The sequence below is a fragment of the Leisingera sp. ABM4_060 genome (assembly GCF_056158765.1).
Genome location: NZ_JBSWTX010000001.1, coordinates 3478700 through 3497744, shown reverse-complemented (window position 1 = coordinate 3497744; position 19045 = coordinate 3478700). Strand labels below are relative to the sequence as shown.

Genomic DNA, 19045 nt, shown 5'->3' with positions numbered 1-19045 from the left:
ATCAGCTGTTGAAGGGCATGTTGAAAGCTTTCAACAGCGCCTTAGCTTCCGCGTCGGTTTCTGCGGTGGTGGCAATTACGATGTCCATGCCCCAGGCTTCGTCGATCTTGTCAAAGTCGATTTCCGGGAAGACGATGTGCTCTTTCAGGCCCATGGCATAGTTGCCGCGGCCGTCGAAAGAGGTGCCGGACACGCCGCGGAAGTCACGGATACGCGGCATCGCGATGGTGATCAGACGGTCCAGGAATTCGAACATCCGGTCGCCGCGCAGGGTCACCTTGGCGCCCATCGGCATGCCTTCGCGAACGCGGAAGCCGGCGATGGAGTTCTTGGCCACGGTGGTGACAGCCTTCTGGCCCGCAATCGCGGTCAGGTCGGCCTGTGCGGATTTGGCTTTCTTGCTGTCTTTGACAGCAGCGCGGCCGCAGCCGATGTTCAGAACGATCTTCTCCAGCTTGGGGATCATCATATCGTTCTTGTAGCTGAATTCCTCTTTCAGGGCGCCACGGATGGTGTCCTTGTAGAGGGTCTTCAGACGCGGGGTGTAGGTTGCAGCGTCAAGCATCAGACAGTCTCCCCGGTGGTCTTGGCGAAGCGCACCTTCTTGCCGTCTTCCTCGCGGAAGCCGACGCGGGTTGCTTTGCCGTTGCTGTCCAGCAGTGCCAGGTTCGACAGATCGATCGGCAGTGCCTTGGGCAGACGGCCGCCCTGGCTGTTTTGGGTCTGGCGGGTGTGGCGGATCGCCATGTTCACGCCTTCGACAACGGCTTTGCCGGCTTTCGGGTCAACAGAGGCAATGGTGCCTTCTTTGCCCTTGTCACGGCCGGACAGCACGATGACCTTGTCGCCTTTGCGGAGTTTCGCAGCCATAGTTACAGCACCTCCGGAGCAAGCGAGATGATCTTCATGAAGTTCTTCGCGCGCAGTTCACGAACAACCGGGCCAAAGATACGGGTACCGACCGGCTCGTTGTTGTTGTTCAGGATAACGGCTGCGTTCCGGTCAAACCGGATTGCAGTGCCGTCTTCGCGGCGGACTTCTTTGGCGGTGCGCACGACAACGGCCTTACGGACGTCGCCTTTTTTCACGCGGCCGCGCGGGATGGCTTCCTTGACCGAGACGACGATGATGTCGCCTACGGATGCGTATTTACGCTTGGAGCCACCCAGAACCTTGATGCACTGAACTCGGCGGGCGCCGGAGTTGTCAGCAACATCCAGATTTGTTTGCATCTGGATCATGTGGTTTCTCCCGACCTATGGGGCAGCGATGCGTGCTGGTATCCCCCAGGGTTTCGACTGACTGTTAAGTCTAGCCGCCAGGAGTCTCGGATGAGACTCTTAGGCTTCCAGAACTTCCCAGCGTTTCGTTTTCGATTTCGGCGCGCATTCGATGATGCGTACGGTGTCGCCGACCTTGAAAGCGTTCTTTTCATCGTGAGCCCGGTATTTCTTGGACTTACGGATGGTTTTCTTCAGAACCGGGTGCGTGAAGCGGCGTTCAACCGAGACGGTGACGGTCTGGGCGTTTGCGTCGCTGGTCACAACGCCTTGCAGGATACGTTTGGGCATTGTGTCGCTCCTTATTCGGCTGCTGCTGCAGCTTTTTCGTTCAGGATGGTCTTGACGCGGGCAGCATTGCGGCGGGCCGCCTTGATGCCTGCGGTCGATTCCAGCTGACCGGTTGCCTGCTGAAAGCGCAGGTTGAAGCTCTCTTTTTTCAGGGATGCGAGCATATCGCGGAGTTCATCCACGGTCTTCTCGCGCAGATCATTGGCGTTCATCGCCTTTGTTCCTTGTCCAAAGCACCAGAAGGCCCCGAGGGTCACCTTGTTACCTGGTGGGTTATGTCAACCGCCCGGAACGGGCAGCAAAAAAGAATCACCTGGCCCCGACCCAATGAGGATTGGGGGCAAGCGATGGGTCCCTATAGAGGAGACGGGGTGCCGGGGCAAGGGGAGATTCCTCCTGCCCCGGGCAGGCAGTTAGTCGCAATCGTAGATGATCTGCTTGGACGGCCTGACTGTGCCATCCGCAAGGGTGGTTTTGGTATCGGTCAGCGGCTTGTAGATTTTCAGCGTGGGATATCCGATCCGCTGACAGTAAGCCGCTGCGCGCGACTGAATTGCCGCATGGGAGACCTGTTCAGGGAAGTAGATGATCTCCAGATGGCTTTCCACAGGAAACGCCAGGGTAATACCGGTGCGATCAGCTTCGGCCGGGAACACGCGGGCAACCAGCGCAGCGCGCCGTTCATGCATTTTACCCAAGTCTTTTGTACAGGCCGCGGTCGCAGCCAGCGCAGCAACCGCCAGTATGAGTTTTGCTTTCAAAAAATCGGTCCTTTGATAATGCCTCAATCCGTGCAGCGCGCCGGGGCACCGCCGGGCTGCTGCCTAGCAAAACGGGCATCGAGGCGCAATTCATCGTCAAGACGGAACCGCGGCACGCGACGGATTGGACACGGAAACTACTTGTACTGCATTTGACGATGCTGCAAAGGGCACTGGAAACCGCCGAGGGCGAATTAGCTGTGTATCTTTATCTGCTCCCGCCCCTCATCCACTATGGTTCCCACTTCCTGGCGCCCTTCGCCATTGCGCGGATCCTGTTTGGCAGGCAGCGGTGGCTGGCCGCCGCCGGGCTGATGATCCTGGCGAATATGATTGACGCCGACCATCTGCTGGCAACACCAATCTTCGATCCAAACCGCTGCAGTCTTGGCTTTCACCCGCTGCACTCAGGGCTGGCTGCCGCCGCCTATGCCGCAGCGCTGCTGGTGCCAAGCTGGAAGATCCGAGCGCTGGCGCTCGGCTGCCTATGGCACCTGGCGGTAGATGGGCTGGACTGCGCGATGCAGGGAACCTGGAGCTGACCGCGCCGCAGAACCGGAATTCTACGAGAATTCCGGCCATGAAAAATCGATTTTTCATGGCCGTTTTCCGCTGCCGGAAAACGGCTCCCCCGCTCACTCCCACCGGTAATTGAAACTTACCGAAATCCGCTCTTCCTCAGCCATGTTGAGCGGCACCTCGTGGCGGATGAAGCTTTCCCACAAGAGCACATCGCCCACTGCGGGCGCCTGGTAGACAAAGGTCTTCAGCTCCTGCCGGCAGTCTTTCAGGCGTGGCGGATGCGCCATCATCATCGCGTGGCGCGGGTCCTCCAGCTTCAGCGCCGAGGCGCCGTCGGGCATCGACACGTAAGTTGTGCCGGAGATCACCGAATGCGGGTGGATGTGGCTGGCGTGCGTCCCGCCCTCCGGCAGGATGTTGATCCACAGATCCTCCAGCACCAGCTTGCGGCCGTCCAGATCCAGCTCCAGATCCTTGGCAAAACCCGCCACATGCAGATCCAGCGACTTCACCACATCGGCAAAGACCGGGAACCGCCAGGGCAAATCCGTCAGCGAGGCGTAGGACGTATACCCCGGGTAGCCGTTCTCCTCGCACCAGTCCTGCCCCGCCTCGTCATCGCCGGCGATCACGAGGCAGGAGTTTTCCAGTTCCTGCGCGTCAACCGATGGTCCGTGTTCGGACAGCTGCGCGCGGTAGAGGCGGGTCACGAAAAGCAAGTCAATCTGAGCCATAGCTGCGTCTTAGCGCAGCACTGCCCTCTTGGCGAGCCGCTTCGGCCGCCTCCGGATGCTTCTTTCTGGTTCAAAACTACTCCGGGGGAGCCGCAGCAGGCGGCGGGGGCAGAGCCCCCATGCGGCGCGGGCCAGTGGCTTTGCCGCCGGCAGGCTGCCCGCAGGGGCCAGTGGAAAGGACATTGAGACCAGTTCGCATCAGAGGGCGCTCCAACCAATCAGGCGCCCGTGCCGCTGAGGCCCGGCAACCCGGGGAACCTCCCGGCAGCAGGACACATTGACAAACATTGCCAATCCCTAGCAACAGACTGCGAGCCATTCGTGTTCAGCCTGGCATGGCAACGCATCACCCTGCCCCTTTCTGCCGGGGCTGCCGGCAAACCGCTCTGCCAAAAGAAAACCCCCGCTGATCTCTCAGCGGGGGTTTCTGATTTTCAGGACCGGTTGCGCTCCCGCCGCCTTTGCTCGCAAGAGCAGCGGGCCGCACGCGGCGGCAAGGCCGCTGCTTACCAGTCTTCGCGGACCACGACGCGAGTCTTGACCGGCAGCTTCATCGCGGCCAGGCGCAGGGCCTCGCGGGCGATCTCATCGCTGACGCCGTCGATCTCGAACATCACGCGGCCGGGCTTCACTTTGCATGCCCAGTAATCCACGGACCCTTTACCTTTACCCATACGGACTTCGACGGGCTTGGAGGTCACGGGAGTGTCCGGGAAGATACGGATCCAGACACGGCCCTGACGCTTCATGTGGCGGGTCATGGCACGGCGGGCAGCCTCGATCTGGCGTGCAGTCACACGCTCAGGAGTGGTTGCCTTCAGGCCATAGGTGCCGAAGTTCAGGTCGGAACCGCCTTTTGCCAGGCCGTGGATCCGGCCCTTGTGCATCTTGCGGAATTTAGTGCGCTTTGGTTGAAGCATCTCAATTCCTCCTTAGCGGCGGCCGCCACCAGCACCACGGGGTGCAGGGCCGTCCTGGATTTCCTGAGCCTTACGGTCACGCGCCGAAGGATCGTGCTCCATGATCTCGCCTTTGAAGATCCAGACCTTGATCCCGATGATCCCGTAGGGGGTCATCGCTTCGGAGTGTGCGTAATCGATGTCGGCACGCAGGGTGTGCAGCGGCACGCGGCCTTCACGGTACCATTCGGTCCGCGCGATTTCCGCGCCGCCCAGACGGCCAGCCACGTTCACCCGGATACCCAGGGCGCCCATGCGCATGGCGTTCTGAACCGCACGCTTCATGGCGCGGCGGAAGGACACACGGCGTTCCAGCTGCTGAGCAATGCTCTCGCCAACCAGCTGCGCGTCCAGTTCCGGCTTGCGCACTTCAACGATGTTGAGGTGCAGCTCGGAGTTGGTCATCTTGGCGATTTTCTTGCGCAGGACTTCGATGTCCGCGCCTTTCTTGCCGATGATGACGCCCGGACGGGCGGTGTGAATGGTCACACGGCATTTCTTGTGCGGGCGCTCGATGATCACGCGCGCAATGCCTGCCTGCTTGCATTCTTTCTGGATGAACTCGCGGATTTTCAGGTCCTCGAGCAGCAGATCACCGTAGTCTTTGGTGTCGGCATACCAGCGGCTGTCCCAGGTGCGGTTGACCTGAAGGCGCATGCCGATCGGATTGACTTTCTGACCCATTAGGCTTGCTCCTCAACTTGACGCACCTTGATGGTGATCTCCGCGAACGGCTTCAGGATTTTGCCGAACCGGCCACGAGCCCGCGGACGGCCGCGCTTCATGGTCAGGTTCTTGCCAACCCATGCCTCGGCGACGATCAGCTCATCGACGTCCAGGTTGTGGTTGTTTTCAGCATTCGCGATGGCGGACTGAAGGCATTTCTTCACGTCCTGCGCGATCCGCTTGTTGGAGAAAGTCAGGTCGGTCAGCGCCTTCTCGACTTTCTTGCCGCGGATCATCTGCGCCACCAGGTTCAGTTTCTGCGGCGAGGTACGGAGCATGCGCAGTTTTGCCATTGCTTCGTTGTCTGCCACGCGGCGGGGGTTCTTTTCCTTGCCCATGACTTACTTCCGCTTCGCTTTTTTGTCAGCGGCGTGGCCATAATAGGTGCGGGTCGGCGAGTACTCACCGAACTTCTGACCGATCATGTCTTCCGAGACGTTGACTGGGATGTGCTTTTTGCCGTTGTAGACACCAAAGGTCAGGCCGACGAACTGCGGCAGGATGGTGGAACGGCGCGACCAGATCTTGATCACTTCATTGCGGCCCGATTCACGCGCTGCTTCGGCCTTTTTCAGGACATAAGCATCAACGAAGGGGCCTTTCCATACGGAACGTGCCATGGATTAGCGGCCTTTCTTCTTGGCGTGGCGCGAGCGGATGATGAGCTTCTGCGACGCCTTGTTTTTGTTGCGGGTCCGTTTGCCCTTGGTCGGTTTGCCCCAGGGGGTCACCGGATGGCGGCCACCGGAGGTCCGGCCTTCACCACCGCCGTGGGGGTGGTCGATCGGGTTCATCACGACACCACGCACGGAAGGACGCTTGCCCTTGTGGCGCATACGGCCGGCTTTACCGAAGTTCTGGTTCGAGTTGTCGGGGTTGGACACGGCACCAACGGTGGCCATGCATTCCTGACGCACCAGGCGCAGTTCGCCCGAGGACAGGCGGATCTGAGCGTAACCGCCGTCACGGCCAACAAACTGAGCGTAAGTGCCGGCTGCGCGGGCGATCTGGCCGCCTTTGCCCGGTTTCATCTCGATGTTGTGGACGATGGTACCGATCGGCATGCCCGAGAACGGCATTGCGTTGCCCGGCTTGATGTCTGCCTTTGCGGAGGCGATGACCTTGTCACCCACTGCCAGACGCTGCGGAGCCAGGATATAGGCCTGCTCGCCGTCGTCATACTTCACCAGGGCGATGAAGGCAGTCCGGTTGGGGTCATATTCGATGCGCTCGACGGTTGCGGCGACATCAAATTTATTCCGTTTGAAGTCAACGATCCGGTAGAGACGCTTTGCGCCGCCGCCGCGGCGGCGGGAAGTAATCCGTCCGGTGTTGTTCCGGCCGCCCGATTTGGTCAGACCCTCAGTGAGAGATTTGACCGGACGCCCTTTCCAAAGCTCCGAACGGTCGATCAGAACCAGCCCACGCTGGCCCGGCGTCGTCGGCTTATACGACTTAAGTGCCATGCTTTCTGTCTTCCGTTTAGCGTGCCAGGCCTTAGGTTATTGTCTTTGGCCCAGCTATGTTTAAGGCCCCCGTAGGTGCCAAAGATATAGGGCCCCGAAGGTCCCCGAGTTCACACATCCTGACAAACGTAACGACCCCGGAGCGAATCCGGGGCCTTCAGGATGGATGGCGTGTAGCAGAGGTGTTTGGGGGAGTTTAGGGGTGACATACGCAACGATGTCGCCCATTTGTTAAGCGCTGAATTTCCACAAAGTAAACTTAGCTATCCCACGTCGAGTTACCATACTTTCATGCTAGAAAAGCCAATCGTCGTCTACTTGGACACACAAGACTATATTCGCTTGTTCAACGAGGACCGACACAGCCCTTCTCATCGAACGTTAGACAGGCTCATTGAGTTTAGAGACCAGGGGAGCATAGTGATCGGATTCTCTTGGGCAATCATGCTTGAGTTTGTAACCAAACCTACTGATAGGTTCCGAACAGAAAGAGTTCGGCGCGGCCAGCTTGTTAAAGATATCTGCGGTCCGAATGCGTTTCCCTTCCTTACAGAAATCGAACTTGGTGCCAAGTTCCCTAACTCTGGGAGGTGGATGTCGGGGAAGGGAGGAGAGCATCTTCGCGCCAAAGAGTTTCGGCAAAAAATGTACAAAGAGTACCTTAGCGTTCTGTCAACAAGAGGGAATCTCAACCGTGCGGAATTAAGGCGATTAAAGCGCCCGCAAGCGATGAATGAGTTACTCAGGAAGAGCACGTCAACTTGGGGAAACAAGGCTGAAGACTATAAGGGTATACCCGTCTCCAAAGAGTTTGTAGAAAGCGGTATCGCTAACCGTTTCCTAAAGGGACGTTGTTCAGATGCCGAGTTTGAATCCCATCTAAACAAATGGTTTAGTGACCCTGCTGAGTACAGTCGGATTGTTTACGACTATGGCGGCATGCCAAACATGCTTTCAGAGTACTTCGGGGGCGGCATAGAGGCGTTTGAAAAGCTAATCTTGGGCCTCCAAAGCTACAACAAAGGATTTGACGAACTCGAAGCTGCGAGAGCCAAGATTTGTCAAAAAATCCTTGCGCTTGGGGTTTCCAAGAGAAGCGCTAGAGAACTAACGAAACCCAAAATAAGACGTGAAGCATTCGATGCTAAGAGCGCGATGAAGCCTATAGCCGATGCTTATGGCCCAGAGCGTGTAGCACATTTCAGCCATTACATTGAGCGAGCCCAGAAGGCTAATTACAAATTCAAACCTAGCGACGTAATCGACCTAATGCAGATGATGTATATTTGTGAGTGTGATCTTTTCCGCTGCGACAAAGCCATGAGCGATCTTTTCAAAGATTACCCTCCATTCGACGGCAAACTGGTGAAACGCTTTGAGGACCTTCCTGCGAGGATCGAAGCCGAAATAGGTTGATTTCCTGTAGAGCGCCAGCGCCGTCCCGCGGGGTGGCGCTCTCAACGTGGCGTTTGGCAGTTTATCCCGGCCAAATCCGTACGACTTCACCGACACGCAGAACACAAGCCAAAGCGCCGCCCCATGGGGGCGGGACGGCGCTGGCGCGGCGGCCTGCGGCCTCGATTCCGCACCTGGGTGCAAGATCGCAGCTCTGCGCATTGAAGGCTGTTGCGTGAGGTGCGCACGCACGGCTTCGCGGATCTTAACCGGCAGCGGCTATACCTCGGGGCAAAGCTGCCTTCAGGACCCCGCCATGCCCCACAATCCCCCTGCCCCAAAGCAAAAGGCCCCCGCTTGCGCGAGGGCCTCTCAATCTTGTCAAAGACACAAATCTCAGAGTCCGGTGGACACGTCGATGGTGTTGCCTTCTTCCAGGGTCACATAGGCTTTTTTCACGTCCTTGCGGCGGCCCATCTGGCCGCGGAAACGCTTCACCTTACCCTTGGTGACGGTGGTGTTGACCGCTTTAACCTTGACGCCAAAGAGCGCTTCAACGGCTTCTTTGATCATCGGCTTGTTGGAGTCGATTGCCACTTCGAAGACCACTGCGCCGTTCTCGGACGCCATGGTGGATTTCTCGGTGATGATCGGCTTGCGGATCACGTCGTAGTGTGCTGCTTTCGCGCTCATTTCAGGCGAGCCTCCAGTGCTTCGACACCTGCTTTGGTGATCACCAGGGTGTCACGCTTCAGGATGTCATAGACGTTGGCACCGATGGTCGGCAGGATGTCCAGACCTTCGATGTTGCGCGACGCTTGCAGGAAGCCTTCGTTGACCGAAGCGCCGTCGATGACCAGAGCGCGTTTCCAGCCCAGGTTCTTCACCTGTTTGGCCAGTGCGGCGGTCTTGCCCTCAGCTGCTGCGTCCTCGATGATGACCAGCTCGCCCGCTTTTGCTTTGGCGGACAGCGCGTGGCGCAGGCCCAGCTTGCGGAACTTCTTGGTCAGCTCGTGGCCGTGCGAACGCGGGGTCGGGCCCTTGTAGATACCACCCTTGCGGAAGATCGGCGCGTTGCGGTCGCCGTGGCGCGCGCCGCCGGTGCCCTTCTGGCGGTAGATCTTCTTGGTCGAGTAGGAGGTCTCCGAGCGGGTCTTCACCTTGTGGGTGCCGGCCTGCGCGTTGTTGCGCTGCCAGCGGACCACGCGGTGCAGGATGTCCGCACGCGGCTCCAGGCCGAACAGGTCTTCCGACAGTTCGATGTCGCCTGCCTTGGCGCCGTCCAGTTTGATCACGTCAAGTTTCATGCTTCACCACCTTCCGCGGGAGCTTCCGCAGTTTTCAGAGCGGCCGGGAAAGGCAGACCCTCGGGGGCTTTCTTCTTCACGGCGTCCTTGACGGTAACCCAGCCGGATTTCGGGCCCGGTACGGCACCCTTGATGAAGACCAGGCCGCGCTCGGCGTCGGTTTTCACCACTTCCAGGTTCTGGGTGGTCACGCGGGCAGCGCCCATGTGGCCGGCCATTTTCTTGCCTTTGAAGACGCGGCCGGGGTCCTGACACTGACCGGTCGAACCGTGCGAACGGTGCGAGATCGACACACCGTGCGAGGCGCGCAGACCGCCGAAGTTGTGACGCTTCATGGCACCTGCAAAGCCTTTACCGATCGAGGTGCCGGTGACGTCCACTTTCTGGCCAGCCAGGAAGTGTTCGGCCGAGATTTCGGCGCCGACTTCGATCAGGCCGTCCGCGGGAACGCGGAATTCGGCCAGCTTGCGCTTGGGTTCCACCTTGGCAGCGGCGAAGACACCGCGCATGGCTTGCGAAGTGCGCTTTGCCTTGGCAGAGCCTGCACCCAGCTGAACAGCGGTGTAGCCGTCTTTTTCTTCGGTGCGCTGAGCAACAACCTGCAGGCCGTCCAGGGACAGAACGGTCACAGGGATCTGCTTGCCGTCTTCCAGGAACAGGCGGGTCATGCCCACTTTTTTAGCGATAATACCGGAACGCATAATCTATACCCTCCGATCTTACGACTGCAGCTTGATTTCGACGTCAACGCCGGCGGCCAGGTCGAGCTTCATCAGCGCGTCCACGGTCTGCGGGGTCGGGTCGACGATGTCGAGAAGGCGCTTGTGGGTGCGGATCTCGAACTGGTCGCGGGATTTCTTGTCGACGTGGGGGCCACGCAGAACAGTGAATTTCTCGATCTTGTTCGGCATCGGGATCGGGCCGCGCACTTGCGCGCCGGTCCGCTTGGCAGTGTTGACGATCTCTTGCGTGGACGCATCCAGCACGCGATAGTCAAATGCCTTCAGCCGGATACGGATGTTTTGGCTTTGCATCGTACAGCCTTTTAGTCAGGCGTTGGGGTTGAGAGGAGGGCCTGCGACCACCGCAACCCCTCATCGAACCCAAAAGGCGGGAATCATCCCGCCCCTATCCGCACGTGGCGAACTCGCGCCCTATACGCCCTGCGGGCCCATGAGGCAAGGGGTTTCGCGGCGAAACCGTTGCGTTTAGAGCGGGCGGTGCGTTTGGGGCTTGTTAAGATCTAAGAAGCAAGGCGTTTTTTACCAAAAACAACGCTACTCCGGTGGATCTCTAAATAAGAAACGCACCGCAACATATCCCATGCCAACAATCTGCAAGAATGTTTCCACAGTTATTGCAGTTATGAACCATTCGTACTGCAGAAAGTTAAAAACCCTTAAGCCGACACCAACCGCTAGTAGACCATTGAACACAATCAACCCTGTGATCCATCCGATGATCCACGATGACCAGCGCGTTCTGAGTTTGTAGAACTCACGAAGACCTTGCGTCTTGATATTTGCCTCAAGGACCTTGACACGTCGCGCCAACTCGTCCGCCTCAAGGCCACCTTCTTCTAGCTGTTGCTCTTTCCTTTGTTCTTTATCTTCTTCTTCAAAGGTTTCCAGCTCATCCAAATCCGGAAGCTCGAATTTGTCATCAAAATCATCGCTCATAAAATCTTTGAGAACCCACTACTACGTTGCTAGGTTCGGGTGGCGCCGAAGTAGATCCAAGCGGTTTTCAATGACGTCTTCCGAAACCGCGAACATCGTTGCTAGCTCGCTCACATCCGCAACGTCTTTGTACTTCCGAAGAATATCCAACGGGACCAAGAAGTTAGCGGCGAAAGTATCCGCCTCGACTTCTTCAACCGGTTTTTCCTCAATATGAACATTGCTGCGAAATACCGGCTGATAGTCTTTGGACTTAATATACTCCTGATGCAATACGGCGTGGCCGAGCTCGTGAGCAATCGTAAAAATCATGCGATTGGGAGCGATATCTTTATTGATAACAATCTTGTTGTCCGACTTACGGTAGAAGCCAGAAATCTTCTTATTGTACGGCTCTTGGAACTTCGCGTACACGACTTGAATATTCTTTTCTTCCGCAATTTTCTCTGGGTCGAACGGCGGTTTGGACCCAAGAACGCGCCTTGTAGCAGCAGCCGCGTTGGACGCTTTCTTAAAGTTCGGCTTCTTTGCCATTACAGAGCTTCCCTTCAGAAGGTTGCACCGGAACTGATATAAATATGGCGGCCAGTACGTCAAGAGGATGGTTTTCCCAACATTTGAGCATCTTCATAGTACCCAACCCAAGTTAACAAAGCAAAAGGGCCTCCCGAGGGAGGCCCTTTCGCAGAACATTACCGAGTGGGCTCCCGGCAGTTTTCTAGCGAAAACCGCCTGCCGCCCACTGGTCCAAAATCCTTATTCGATGATTTTGGACACAACGCCGGCGCCGACGGTGCGGCCGCCTTCGCGGATGGCGAAGCGCAGGCCGTCTTCCATCGCGATCGGCGCGATCAGCTCAACCGCGAACTTCAGGTTGTCGCCCGGCATCACCATCTCGGTGCCTTCCGGCAGGGTCACGGTGCCGGTCACGTCGGTGGTGCGGAAGTAGAACTGCGGACGGTAGTTCGCGAAGAACGGGGTGTGGCGGCCGCCTTCTTCCTTGGTCAGGATGTAGGCTTCGGCTTCGAACTTGGTGTGCGGGGTCACGGAACCCGGCTTGCACAGCACCTGGCCGCGCTCGACGGAGTCACGGTCCACACCGCGCAGCAGGGCGCCGATGTTGTCGCCGGCTTCACCGCGGTCCAGCAGCTTGCGGAACATTTCCACGCCGGTGCAGGTGGTTTTCGAAGTGTCTTTGATGCCGACGATTTCGATTTCGTCGCCAACGTTGATCACACCGCGCTCCACACGGCCGGTCACAACGGTGCCGCGGCCGGAGATCGAGAACACGTCTTCGATCGGCATCAGGAACGGCTGGTCAACCGCGCGCTCCGGGGTCGGGATGTATTCGTCCACGGCCGCCATCAGCTCTTTGATCTTGTCTTCGCCGATGTTGGCGTCGCGGCCTTCCATCGCCGCCAGAGCGGAGCCTGCAACGATCGGGATATCGTCGCCCGGGAACTCGTAGGAGGACAGCAGCTCGCGGATTTCCATTTCCACCAGCTCCAGCAGCTCTTCGTCGTCGACCTGGTCGACTTTGTTCATGAAGACAACCAGGGCCGGAACGCCGACCTGACGCGCCAGCAGGATGTGCTCGCGGGTCTGCGGCATCGGGCCGTCGGCTGCGTTCACAACCAGGATCGCGCCGTCCATCTGGGCCGCGCCGGTGATCATGTTCTTGACGTAGTCGGCGTGGCCGGGGCAGTCGACGTGGGCGTAGTGGCGCGCGTCGGTTTCATATTCCACGTGGGCGGTGGAGATGGTGATGCCGCGGGCTTTTTCTTCCGGCGCGCCGTCGATCTGGTCGTAGGCTTTGAAGTCGCCGAAGTATTTGGTGATTGCCGCGGTCAGCGTGGTTTTGCCGTGGTCAACGTGGCCGACGGTGCCGATGTTGACGTGCGGTTTATTACGTTCAAACTTTTCCTTAGCCATGATGGCCTCCTTTTGTTTCGAGGGAGGTCCGCAACGGTTGCGAACCCCCTTATTTTCTGACGCTTACGCGTATTTCGCCTGGATCTCGTCGGAGATGTTCTGCGGCACTGGATCGTAGTGATCGAACTGCATGGTGAACTGGGCGCGGCCCGAGCTCATCGAACGCAGGGTGTTGATGTAGCCGAACATGTTTGCCAGCGGCACAAAGGCGTCGATGGCAATGGCGTTGCCGCGGTTCTCCTGGCCGGACACCTGGCCGCGGCGGGAGGTCAGATCGCCGATGATGCCGCCGGTATATTCCTCCGGGGTGATCACTTCGACCTTCATGATCGGTTCCAGCAGCTTGGCGCCGGCCTTCTTCATGCCTTCGCGCATGCCCATGCGGGCGGCGATTTCGAAGGCCAGAACGCTGAAGTCAACGTCGTGGAACTTACCGTCGATCAGGGCAACCTTGAAGTCGATCACGGGGAAGCCGGCCAGCGGGCCGCTGTCCATGACGGACTGGATGCCTTTTTCCACACCGGGGATGTATTCCTTCGGAACCGCACCGCCGACGATGCGGGATTCGAAGGAATAGCCTTCGCCGGCTTCGGTCGGCGAGATGATCAGTTTCACCTCGGCGAACTGGCCCGAACCACCCGACTGTTTCTTGTGGGTGTAGGAATGCTCGACCTCTTTGGAGATGGTCTCGCGGTAGGCCACCTGCGGTGCACCGATGTTGGCTTCCACCTTGAACTCGCGCTTGAGGCGGTCAACCAGGATGTCCAGGTGAAGTTCGCCCATGCCCTTCATGATGGTCTGACCGGACTCGAGGTCGGTTTCGACGCGGAAGGACGGGTCTTCGGCGGCCAGACGGCCCAGACCCTGGGACATTTTCTCCTGGTCGGCCTTGGTTTTCGGCTCAACCGCAATCTCGATCACCGGATCCGGGAAGGTCATGGTTTCCAGGACAACCGGATCGTTGACGGCGCAGAGGGTGTCACCGGTGGTGGTGTCCTTCAGGCCTGCCAGCGCGATGATGTCGCCCGCGAACGCTTCGGTGATTTCCTCGCGGTCGTTGGAGTGCATCATCATCATCCGGCCGACGCGCTCTTTCTTACCCTTGGTGGAGTTCAGAAGCGTGTCGCCCTTGTTCAGGACGCCGGAATAAATGCGGGTGAAGGTCAGCGAGCCGACGAAGGGGTCGTTCATGATTTTGAACGCCAGGCCCGAGAACGCCATTTCATCGTCCGCGCGGCGGGCAATGTTACGCTCTTCGGTTTCGTCACCGGGTTTGAAGCCCATGTAGTCGACAACGTCCAGCGGGCTGGGCAGATAGTCGATCACGGCGTTCAGCAGCGGCTGCACACCTTTGTTCTTGAACGCGGAACCGCCCAGAACCGGAACAAACGCCAGCTCCAGGGTGCCCTTGCGCAGCAGTTTGCGCAGGGTGGCAACGTCGGGCTCTTCGCCTTCCAGGTAGGCTTCCATGGCGTCGTCGTCCATTTCGACGGCCGCTTCCACCATTTTGCCGCGCCATTCGTCAGCCATGTCTTTCAGGCTGTCGCGGATCGGAGCTTTGATCCAAGATGCGCCCAGATCTTCGCCCTGCCACAGCCATTCTTCCATGTTGACCAGGTCAACCAGGCCTTCCAGCTCGGTCTCTGCGCCGATCGGAACACCAACCGGAACCGCGCGGGCGCCGGTGCGGTCTTCGATCATCTCAACACAGTTGAAGAAGTCGGCGCCGATCTTGTCCATCTTGTTGACGAACACCATCCGCGGAACCTTGTAGCGGTCAGCCTGACGCCACACGGTTTCGGTCTGGGGTTCAACACCGGCGTTGGCGTCCAGAACACAGACTGCACCGTCGAGAACCGCCAGCGAACGCTCAACTTCGATGGTGAAGTCAACGTGGCCGGGGGTGTCGATGATGTTCAGGCGGTGCTTGGGCGAGTCGGCGGTCTTACCGTCTTCGGTGCGTTCCCAGAAAGTGGTGGTCGCAGCCGAGGTGATGGTGATACCGCGTTCCTGCTCCTGCTCCATCCAGTCCATGGTGGCTGCACCGTTGTGCACCTCACCGATGTTGTGGGATTTGCCAGTGTAATACAGGATGCGTTCGGAGCAGGTGGTTTTACCTGCGTCGATGTGCGCCATGATACCGAAGTTACGGTACAGGTCGAGCGGATATTCGCGTGCCATAGGTCTGTGTCCTCCGGCTTACCAGCGATAGTGCGAGAAGGCTTTGTTCGCCTCTGCCATCTTGTGGGTGTCTTCGCGCTTCTTGACCGCGGTGCCACGGGACTGGACGGCGTCCAGCAGCTCGCCTGCGAGGCGCTCTTCCATGGTGTTCTCGTTGCGGCCGCGGGCGGCGGTGATCAGCCAGCGGATGGCCAGCGCTTCGCGGCGCTCGGGGCGGACTTCAACCGGAACCTGGTAGGTCGCACCGCCAACACGGCGGGAGCGGACCTCGACGGACGGCTTAACGTTGTCCAGCGCTTCGTGGAACACTTCCACCGGCGCGCGCTTGATCTTGGTCTCAACGCGGTCCAGCGCGTTGTAGACGATTTTCTCTGCAACCGACTTTTTGCCGTCGATCATCAGGTTGTTCATGAACTTGGTCAGAACGCGGTCGCCGAACTTGGCGTCGGGCAGAACTTCGCGTTTTTCAGCGGCGTGACGACGTGACATATCAGCCTCTCCTTCTTACTTAGGACGCTTCGCGCCGTACTTCGAGCGGCGCTGCTTACGGTCTTTGACGCCCTGGGTATCCAGAACACCGCGCAGGATGTGGTAACGGACACCCGGAAGGTCTTTTACACGGCCGCCGCGGATCAGAACCACGGAGTGTTCCTGAAGGTTGTGGCTTTCACCGGGGATGTAGGAGATCACTTCGAAACCGTTGGTCAGGCGGACCTTGGCAACTTTCCGCATAGCGGAGTTCGGTTTCTTCGGAGTGGTGGTGTACACGCGGGTGCAGACGCCGCGCTTCTGCGGGCACTGCTCGAGGTGCTGGGACTTCGAAACTTTACGCTTCGGCTGACGCGGCTTGCGGATCAGCTGCTGGATCGTTGGCATTCAGGTATTCCCCGTTTAGCAACTTGTCATGCACGCCGGCGCGTGCGGGTTATTTCGCTGCACCTGTGCGTCCACAAGCGCAAAAACCGCAATCGCTCCCATTCCGAGGTGAGACGACGCGGTGAGGTTACAGAGGGCCGGGGTGGTAAAAGTGCCCAGGCCTTGAGACACTGCAATTTTGAATTCGGCTTGCGAAGCATACACTCCGGGTGCCGGATAGGCGCGCGTATATGGGGAGTCGCGCAGGTTGTCAACAGCGGCCGGGCGCTGCGGCCCGGGGCCGGTTGCGGGCAGGACCGGCACGGCAGTTGCCAGCAGGCCGCCGGCCCGCCATAGTCGCGCGCGCAGGCTTTTGCAACAAACGGATTTCAGAATGCAGGTCATCGGATTGTGCCGGTTCTCCTACCCGGCTCTTGGCGGTTTCCAGGTCGAGCACGAAACGATGGATGAGCGTATTGCCTATCTCTATGCCGAGGCGCGGATGGAAGAGCGGTTCCGGCTGTTTGAAACCATCGCCCTGCCCGCCTTCCGGGAGCAGACGGATCCGGAATTCGACCTGATCATCGTCACCGGGGACAGCCTGCCGGAAGCGTACCGGGACCGGCTGCATGATCTGACGGCGGGCATGCCGCAGGTCCGGATCCTGGCAGAGCCGCCCCGCAGGCACCGGGACGCGATGAAGGATGTTCTGAAAGCGGCCCGCCGGGACCCCGGCAAACCCTGCATCGAGTTCCGCCATGACGACGACGACGCAGTTTCCGTGGACTTTATCCAGCGGCTGCGGGCCACGGCAGAGGATTGCCGCGGACTGATGCGCAAGAACCGGTCGGTGGTGATCGATTTCAACCGCGGATACCTGGCCAAGGCCGGGCCCGGCGGGATTGCCGCAGAGGAAGGGGTGCACTCCTACCTGGCTGTCGGCCTGGCAATGCATGTGCGCGGCGGCTGTCCTCTAACGATCATGAATTTCGCCCACAACAAGATCAACCGCTTCATGCCGACGGTCACGGTGACCGATGCGCCGATGTTCGTGCGCACCCACAACGGCTATAACGACTCGCGCCAGAAGTCCGCAAAACCGGTGCAGCTGACACCGCTGACACCGGCCCAGGAAGGTGAGTTCGAGGCCCGCTTTGCGATCCGCGCGGACCATGTCCGGGACGTCTTTGGACGCTAGGCGCCCGCGTCAGGCCTTGCTTTTGCGGGCCTGCCGGCGTTCGCGGTAGAGGGTAAAAATGCCGGCGCTGGCAACGATGGCGGCGCCGGCCAGGGTCAGCAGGTCCGGCCATTCGCCGAACACCGCCCAGCCCAGGAGCAGCGCCCAGAGGAGGCCGCTGTAGCGGAACGGGGCCACCACCGCGACTTCGCCCACCCGCATTGTCATCACCGAGCACAGGTAGCCGGCAAAAATGAACAGCGCCGCCCCCATCAGGGTCAGGAATTCGGTGCTGCCCATGGGTTGCCATTCGGTGGCGGCAGAGGCGGCGATGCCGGACAGCAGCACGGAGACCGAGGCCGAGAAGGTGACCGTCATCGACGGCACCTCTGGCGGCATCCGCCGGGTGACCAGGTCGCGGGCGGTGATGCAGGCCACCGCCGCCAGCGCATAAAGCGCGCCGTCGCTGAAGCCCTCCGGCCCCGGGCGCACAATCAGCAGCATGCCGCAGAAGCCCGCGGCAATGGCCGCAAGGCGGCGCCAGCCCACCGGCTCTTGCAGAAACAATGCGGCGCTGAGCGTGACCGCCAGCGGCAGCACCTGCAGGACCGCGGTTACATTGGCGATCGGCATCAGCATCAGCGCAGTGAGGAAGAGATAGGTGTTGGCAACCTCGAAGACGCAACGCAGGCCGAGCATGGCCCAGGCGCCGCCGGAGAGGTTCAGGCGCAGGCTGCCGAGCCGCAGTGCCAGCAGCAGGATCAGAACGCTGGCGGCCAGCCCCCGGACCGTCAGGATCTGCGGCAGCGGCAGCGCATCACCTGTCAGCTTCACCAGCGTGTCATTGAAGGTATAGGCGGCCATGCTGCCCGCCATCAGCAGCGCTCCGGCCTGGTTCGGCGTCATTGCAGCAGGTCCTTGAGGCTGGCGAAGCTGTGGCCGAAATGCTGTTCCAGCGCTGCTTCGGCCTGTTTCGGGCGCCATTTCCGGGTCAGCCCCATGTGGGTCGGGTTGGACTTGTTGTCGCCGTGAATGGTGCGCAGGAAGGCCGGCACCGAGATATCGGAGAAGGTATTGTAGTGCTGGGCTATCTTGCGGTGGTTGAAGGCGTAAGGATTGTGGTCGCTGCCGGCCAGGGCCACCAGCGACATGCCAGCTGACAGGGGAGACCGCTCGCAAGTGTCATAAAGCTCGATGCCGTCTTCGGTTTTTTCAAGATAGAGCCCTCGGTTGTGGGCAATGATAAACGGGGTTTCACCCGCGCCCTGCAATGGGATCATGCCACGGGCAAACGCCTTGGTGCGCGTGACAAAGTCCAGATCCAGCGCATCGTCGTCATCAAGCCGGAACAGGACCTTGTGCGTGGCCCGCCGCAGCTGCACCCGGCCATAGGCTTCCTTCAGCTGCTGGTAATGCGGCCGCGGGGCGGCCTGGTGGCAGAGGATGTTCGGATAGGGCCCGATCAGCGCCAGCAGCCGTTCAAGGTACGGCTGCGGCAGCCCTTCGGATGTCAGAATGATCAGCCGGAAGCTGGTGTCGCTCTGCCGGGTCAGGGACCTGAGGCACAGATGCTCGAACAGGCGGAACCGCAGCTCCATCCGGCCGGGCGAGAACAGATGTGCGGCCAGCTCCTTCCGGGTGGGAAAGACGTCAGAGTAATAGTCGGTTGCAAGCGCGGAAAACCGCACCAGCCCGATCATCCTCAGCCTCAGATCCATGACCGCTCCCTGCGCGCCGGGGTTCACCTGCCCAACAGATAACCGCACAGGCGGAAACGAAA

At 59.5% G+C, this 19045-nt stretch carries 27 protein-coding genes; 3 read left to right on the top strand and 24 right to left on the bottom strand.

Annotation, left to right across the window (positions count from 1 at the left end; translation table 11 throughout):
• Position 1: 1 nt before the first annotated feature.
• From rplE to ACXAEH_RS16845, 6 genes are all read right to left on the bottom strand, one after another.
• Positions 2–565, bottom strand: coding sequence for a 50S ribosomal protein L5 (gene rplE / locus ACXAEH_RS16870; protein WP_475034392.1), 564 nt, complete (start codon positions 563–565; stop codon positions 2–4).
• The gene (rplX, locus tag ACXAEH_RS16865) at positions 565–870 is read right to left on the bottom strand and encodes a 50S ribosomal protein L24 (RefSeq protein WP_039160800.1); all 306 of its coding nucleotides are present in this window, start codon (positions 868–870) and stop codon (positions 565–567) included. Before rplX ends, rplE begins: the two co-directional genes overlap by 1 nt.
• A 2-nt stretch (positions 871–872) precedes the next feature.
• Entirely contained in the window at positions 873–1241 is a 369-nt protein-coding gene (gene rplN / locus ACXAEH_RS16860) for a 50S ribosomal protein L14 (RefSeq protein ID WP_005621870.1), read from the bottom strand.
• 99 nt (positions 1242–1340) lie between these two features.
• Entirely contained in the window at positions 1341–1571 is a 231-nt protein-coding gene (rpsQ, locus tag ACXAEH_RS16855; protein ID WP_008555996.1) for a 30S ribosomal protein S17, read from the bottom strand.
• A gap of 11 nt (positions 1572–1582) precedes the next feature.
• On the bottom strand, positions 1583–1783 hold the full coding sequence (gene rpmC, locus ACXAEH_RS16850) for a 50S ribosomal protein L29 (RefSeq protein WP_039125973.1): 201 nt from the start codon (positions 1781–1783) through the stop codon (positions 1583–1585).
• A 201-nt stretch (positions 1784–1984) separates the two neighbouring features.
• Complete coding sequence (locus ACXAEH_RS16845; RefSeq protein ID WP_475034391.1) at positions 1985–2332, bottom strand: hypothetical protein; 348 nt, start codon at positions 2330–2332, stop codon at positions 1985–1987.
• 158 nt (positions 2333–2490) lie between these two features.
• On the opposite strand from ACXAEH_RS16845, the gene ACXAEH_RS16840 reads away from it, so the two are divergent.
• Positions 2491–2874, top strand: a complete 384-nt coding sequence (locus ACXAEH_RS16840; protein WP_475035613.1) for a DUF6122 family protein — start codon at positions 2491–2493, stop codon at positions 2872–2874.
• 93 nt (positions 2875–2967) lie between these two features.
• On the opposite strand, the gene ACXAEH_RS16835 is transcribed toward ACXAEH_RS16840, so the two are convergent.
• The 6 genes from ACXAEH_RS16835 to rplB all read right to left on the bottom strand — a co-directional run bounded on the left by ACXAEH_RS16835 (position 2968) and on the right by rplB (position 6739).
• Positions 2968–3588 (bottom strand): TIGR02466 family protein, encoded by a 621-nt coding sequence (locus ACXAEH_RS16835; RefSeq protein ID WP_475034389.1) that lies wholly within the window; start codon positions 3586–3588, stop codon positions 2968–2970.
• A gap of 506 nt (positions 3589–4094) precedes the next feature.
• Positions 4095–4508 (bottom strand): 50S ribosomal protein L16, encoded by a 414-nt coding sequence (gene rplP / locus ACXAEH_RS16830; RefSeq protein ID WP_424979962.1) that lies wholly within the window; start codon positions 4506–4508, stop codon positions 4095–4097.
• Between the two features lie 12 nt (positions 4509–4520).
• Positions 4521–5231 carry a 30S ribosomal protein S3 gene (gene rpsC, locus ACXAEH_RS16825; protein ID WP_475034387.1) on the bottom strand — a complete coding sequence of 237 codons (711 nt, stop codon included), beginning with the start codon at positions 5229–5231 and terminating at the stop codon, positions 4521–4523.
• Positions 5231–5611 (bottom strand): 50S ribosomal protein L22, encoded by a 381-nt coding sequence (gene rplV / locus ACXAEH_RS16820; protein WP_008557868.1) that lies wholly within the window; start codon positions 5609–5611, stop codon positions 5231–5233. Before rplV ends, rpsC begins: the two co-directional genes overlap by 1 nt.
• 3 nt (positions 5612–5614) lie before the next feature.
• Positions 5615–5893: a 30S ribosomal protein S19 gene (gene rpsS, locus ACXAEH_RS16815; protein ID WP_024088539.1), complete on the bottom strand. Its 279-nt coding sequence runs from the start codon at positions 5891–5893 to the stop codon at positions 5615–5617.
• 3 nt (positions 5894–5896) lie between these two features.
• Complete coding sequence (gene rplB / locus ACXAEH_RS16810; protein WP_475034386.1) at positions 5897–6739, bottom strand: 50S ribosomal protein L2; 843 nt, start codon at positions 6737–6739, stop codon at positions 5897–5899.
• A 420-nt stretch (positions 6740–7159) separates the two neighbouring features.
• Between rplB and ACXAEH_RS16805 the strand changes: the two genes are divergently transcribed.
• Positions 7160–8155, top strand: coding sequence for a hypothetical protein (locus ACXAEH_RS16805; RefSeq protein WP_475034384.1), 996 nt, complete (start codon positions 7160–7162; stop codon positions 8153–8155).
• Positions 8156–8530: 375 nt separating this feature from the next.
• Here ACXAEH_RS16805 and ACXAEH_RS16800 read toward each other — a convergent pair whose 3' ends face one another.
• From ACXAEH_RS16800 to rpsL, 10 genes are all read right to left on the bottom strand, one after another.
• Positions 8531–8827, bottom strand: coding sequence for a 50S ribosomal protein L23 (locus ACXAEH_RS16800; protein WP_475034383.1), 297 nt, complete (start codon positions 8825–8827; stop codon positions 8531–8533).
• Positions 8824–9441, bottom strand: coding sequence for a 50S ribosomal protein L4 (gene rplD / locus ACXAEH_RS16795; protein WP_475034381.1), 618 nt, complete (start codon positions 9439–9441; stop codon positions 8824–8826). The genes ACXAEH_RS16800 and rplD overlap by 4 nt, the downstream gene beginning before the upstream one ends.
• Positions 9438–10142, bottom strand: coding sequence for a 50S ribosomal protein L3 (gene rplC / locus ACXAEH_RS16790; protein WP_475034380.1), 705 nt, complete (start codon positions 10140–10142; stop codon positions 9438–9440). The genes rplD and rplC overlap by 4 nt, the downstream gene beginning before the upstream one ends.
• An 18-nt stretch (positions 10143–10160) precedes the next feature.
• Positions 10161–10475, bottom strand: a complete 315-nt coding sequence (gene rpsJ, locus ACXAEH_RS16785) for a 30S ribosomal protein S10 (RefSeq protein ID WP_019298501.1) — start codon at positions 10473–10475, stop codon at positions 10161–10163.
• 243 nt (positions 10476–10718) lie between these two features.
• Positions 10719–11120 carry a hypothetical protein gene (locus ACXAEH_RS16780; RefSeq protein WP_475034378.1) on the bottom strand — a complete coding sequence of 134 codons (402 nt, stop codon included), beginning with the start codon at positions 11118–11120 and terminating at the stop codon, positions 10719–10721.
• A 21-nt stretch (positions 11121–11141) separates the two neighbouring features.
• Positions 11142–11654, bottom strand: a complete 513-nt coding sequence (locus ACXAEH_RS16775) for an ImmA/IrrE family metallo-endopeptidase (protein WP_475034376.1) — start codon at positions 11652–11654, stop codon at positions 11142–11144.
• Between the two features lie 222 nt (positions 11655–11876).
• Entirely contained in the window at positions 11877–13052 is a 1176-nt protein-coding gene (tuf, locus tag ACXAEH_RS16770) for an elongation factor Tu (RefSeq protein WP_475034351.1), read from the bottom strand.
• A 63-nt stretch (positions 13053–13115) separates the two neighbouring features.
• Complete coding sequence (gene fusA / locus ACXAEH_RS16765; protein WP_475034374.1) at positions 13116–15233, bottom strand: elongation factor G; 2118 nt, start codon at positions 15231–15233, stop codon at positions 13116–13118.
• An 18-nt stretch (positions 15234–15251) separates the two neighbouring features.
• Positions 15252–15722 (bottom strand): 30S ribosomal protein S7, encoded by a 471-nt coding sequence (rpsG, locus tag ACXAEH_RS16760; RefSeq protein WP_039165519.1) that lies wholly within the window; start codon positions 15720–15722, stop codon positions 15252–15254.
• A 15-nt stretch (positions 15723–15737) separates the two neighbouring features.
• Positions 15738–16109, bottom strand: coding sequence for a 30S ribosomal protein S12 (gene rpsL, locus ACXAEH_RS16755; protein WP_008204009.1), 372 nt, complete (start codon positions 16107–16109; stop codon positions 15738–15740).
• Positions 16110–16482: 373 nt separating this feature from the next.
• Here rpsL and ACXAEH_RS16750 point away from each other — a divergent pair, with 373 nt between their 5' ends.
• The gene (locus ACXAEH_RS16750; protein ID WP_475034373.1) at positions 16483–17286 is read left to right on the top strand and encodes a putative rhamnosyl transferase; all 804 of its coding nucleotides are present in this window, start codon (positions 16483–16485) and stop codon (positions 17284–17286) included.
• 9 nt (positions 17287–17295) lie between these two features.
• Here ACXAEH_RS16750 and ACXAEH_RS16745 read toward each other — a convergent pair whose 3' ends face one another.
• Together ACXAEH_RS16745 and ACXAEH_RS16740 are read right to left on the bottom strand one after the other, a co-directional pair.
• Positions 17296–18171: a DMT family transporter gene (locus ACXAEH_RS16745; RefSeq protein WP_475034371.1), complete on the bottom strand. Its 876-nt coding sequence runs from the start codon at positions 18169–18171 to the stop codon at positions 17296–17298.
• Positions 18168–18983 carry a glycosyltransferase gene (locus tag ACXAEH_RS16740; RefSeq protein WP_475034369.1) on the bottom strand — a complete coding sequence of 272 codons (816 nt, stop codon included), beginning with the start codon at positions 18981–18983 and terminating at the stop codon, positions 18168–18170. Before ACXAEH_RS16740 ends, ACXAEH_RS16745 begins: the two co-directional genes overlap by 4 nt.
• Positions 18984–19045: the final 62 nt, after the last annotated feature.

What these genes read in the sequence shown, in the direction of transcription:
- rplE (WP_475034392.1), bottom strand. Translation starts at nt 565, where the DNA reads ATGCTTGACGCTGCAACCTACACCCCGCGTCTGAAGACCCTCTACAAG.
- rplX (WP_039160800.1), bottom strand. Translation starts at nt 870, where the DNA reads ATGGCTGCGAAACTCCGCAAAGGCGACAAGGTCATCGTGCTGTCCGGC.
- rplN (WP_005621870.1), bottom strand. Translation starts at nt 1,241, where the DNA reads ATGATCCAGATGCAAACAAATCTGGATGTTGCTGACAACTCCGGCGCC.
- rpsQ (WP_008555996.1), bottom strand. Translation starts at nt 1,571, where the DNA reads ATGCCCAAACGTATCCTGCAAGGCGTTGTGACCAGCGACGCAAACGCC.
- rpmC (WP_039125973.1), bottom strand. Translation starts at nt 1,783, where the DNA reads ATGAACGCCAATGATCTGCGCGAGAAGACCGTGGATGAACTCCGCGAT.
- ACXAEH_RS16840 (WP_475035613.1), top strand. Translation starts at nt 2,491, where the DNA reads ATGCTGCAAAGGGCACTGGAAACCGCCGAGGGCGAATTAGCTGTGTAT.
- ACXAEH_RS16835 (WP_475034389.1), bottom strand. Translation starts at nt 3,588, where the DNA reads ATGGCTCAGATTGACTTGCTTTTCGTGACCCGCCTCTACCGCGCGCAG.
- rplP (WP_424979962.1), bottom strand. Translation starts at nt 4,508, where the DNA reads ATGCTTCAACCAAAGCGCACTAAATTCCGCAAGATGCACAAGGGCCGG.
- rpsC (WP_475034387.1), bottom strand. Translation starts at nt 5,231, where the DNA reads ATGGGTCAGAAAGTCAATCCGATCGGCATGCGCCTTCAGGTCAACCGC.
- rplV (WP_008557868.1), bottom strand. Translation starts at nt 5,611, where the DNA reads ATGGGCAAGGAAAAGAACCCCCGCCGCGTGGCAGACAACGAAGCAATG.
- rpsS (WP_024088539.1), bottom strand. Translation starts at nt 5,893, where the DNA reads ATGGCACGTTCCGTATGGAAAGGCCCCTTCGTTGATGCTTATGTCCTG.
- rplB (WP_475034386.1), bottom strand. Translation starts at nt 6,739, where the DNA reads ATGGCACTTAAGTCGTATAAGCCGACGACGCCGGGCCAGCGTGGGCTG.
- ACXAEH_RS16800 (WP_475034383.1), bottom strand. Translation starts at nt 8,827, where the DNA reads ATGAGCGCGAAAGCAGCACACTACGACGTGATCCGCAAGCCGATCATC.
- rplD (WP_475034381.1), bottom strand. Translation starts at nt 9,441, where the DNA reads ATGAAACTTGACGTGATCAAACTGGACGGCGCCAAGGCAGGCGACATC.
- rplC (WP_475034380.1), bottom strand. Translation starts at nt 10,142, where the DNA reads ATGCGTTCCGGTATTATCGCTAAAAAAGTGGGCATGACCCGCCTGTTC.
- rpsJ (WP_019298501.1), bottom strand. Translation starts at nt 10,475, where the DNA reads ATGCAAAGCCAAAACATCCGTATCCGGCTGAAGGCATTTGACTATCGC.
- ACXAEH_RS16780 (WP_475034378.1), bottom strand. Translation starts at nt 11,120, where the DNA reads ATGAGCGATGATTTTGATGACAAATTCGAGCTTCCGGATTTGGATGAG.
- ACXAEH_RS16775 (WP_475034376.1), bottom strand. Translation starts at nt 11,654, where the DNA reads ATGGCAAAGAAGCCGAACTTTAAGAAAGCGTCCAACGCGGCTGCTGCT.
- tuf (WP_475034351.1), bottom strand. Translation starts at nt 13,052, where the DNA reads ATGGCTAAGGAAAAGTTTGAACGTAATAAACCGCACGTCAACATCGGC.
- fusA (WP_475034374.1), bottom strand. Translation starts at nt 15,233, where the DNA reads ATGGCACGCGAATATCCGCTCGACCTGTACCGTAACTTCGGTATCATG.
- rpsG (WP_039165519.1), bottom strand. Translation starts at nt 15,722, where the DNA reads ATGTCACGTCGTCACGCCGCTGAAAAACGCGAAGTTCTGCCCGACGCC.
- rpsL (WP_008204009.1), bottom strand. Translation starts at nt 16,109, where the DNA reads ATGCCAACGATCCAGCAGCTGATCCGCAAGCCGCGTCAGCCGAAGCGT.
- ACXAEH_RS16750 (WP_475034373.1), top strand. Translation starts at nt 16,483, where the DNA reads ATGCAGGTCATCGGATTGTGCCGGTTCTCCTACCCGGCTCTTGGCGGT.
- ACXAEH_RS16745 (WP_475034371.1), bottom strand. Translation starts at nt 18,171, where the DNA reads ATGACGCCGAACCAGGCCGGAGCGCTGCTGATGGCGGGCAGCATGGCC.
- ACXAEH_RS16740 (WP_475034369.1), bottom strand. Translation starts at nt 18,983, where the DNA reads ATGGATCTGAGGCTGAGGATGATCGGGCTGGTGCGGTTTTCCGCGCTT.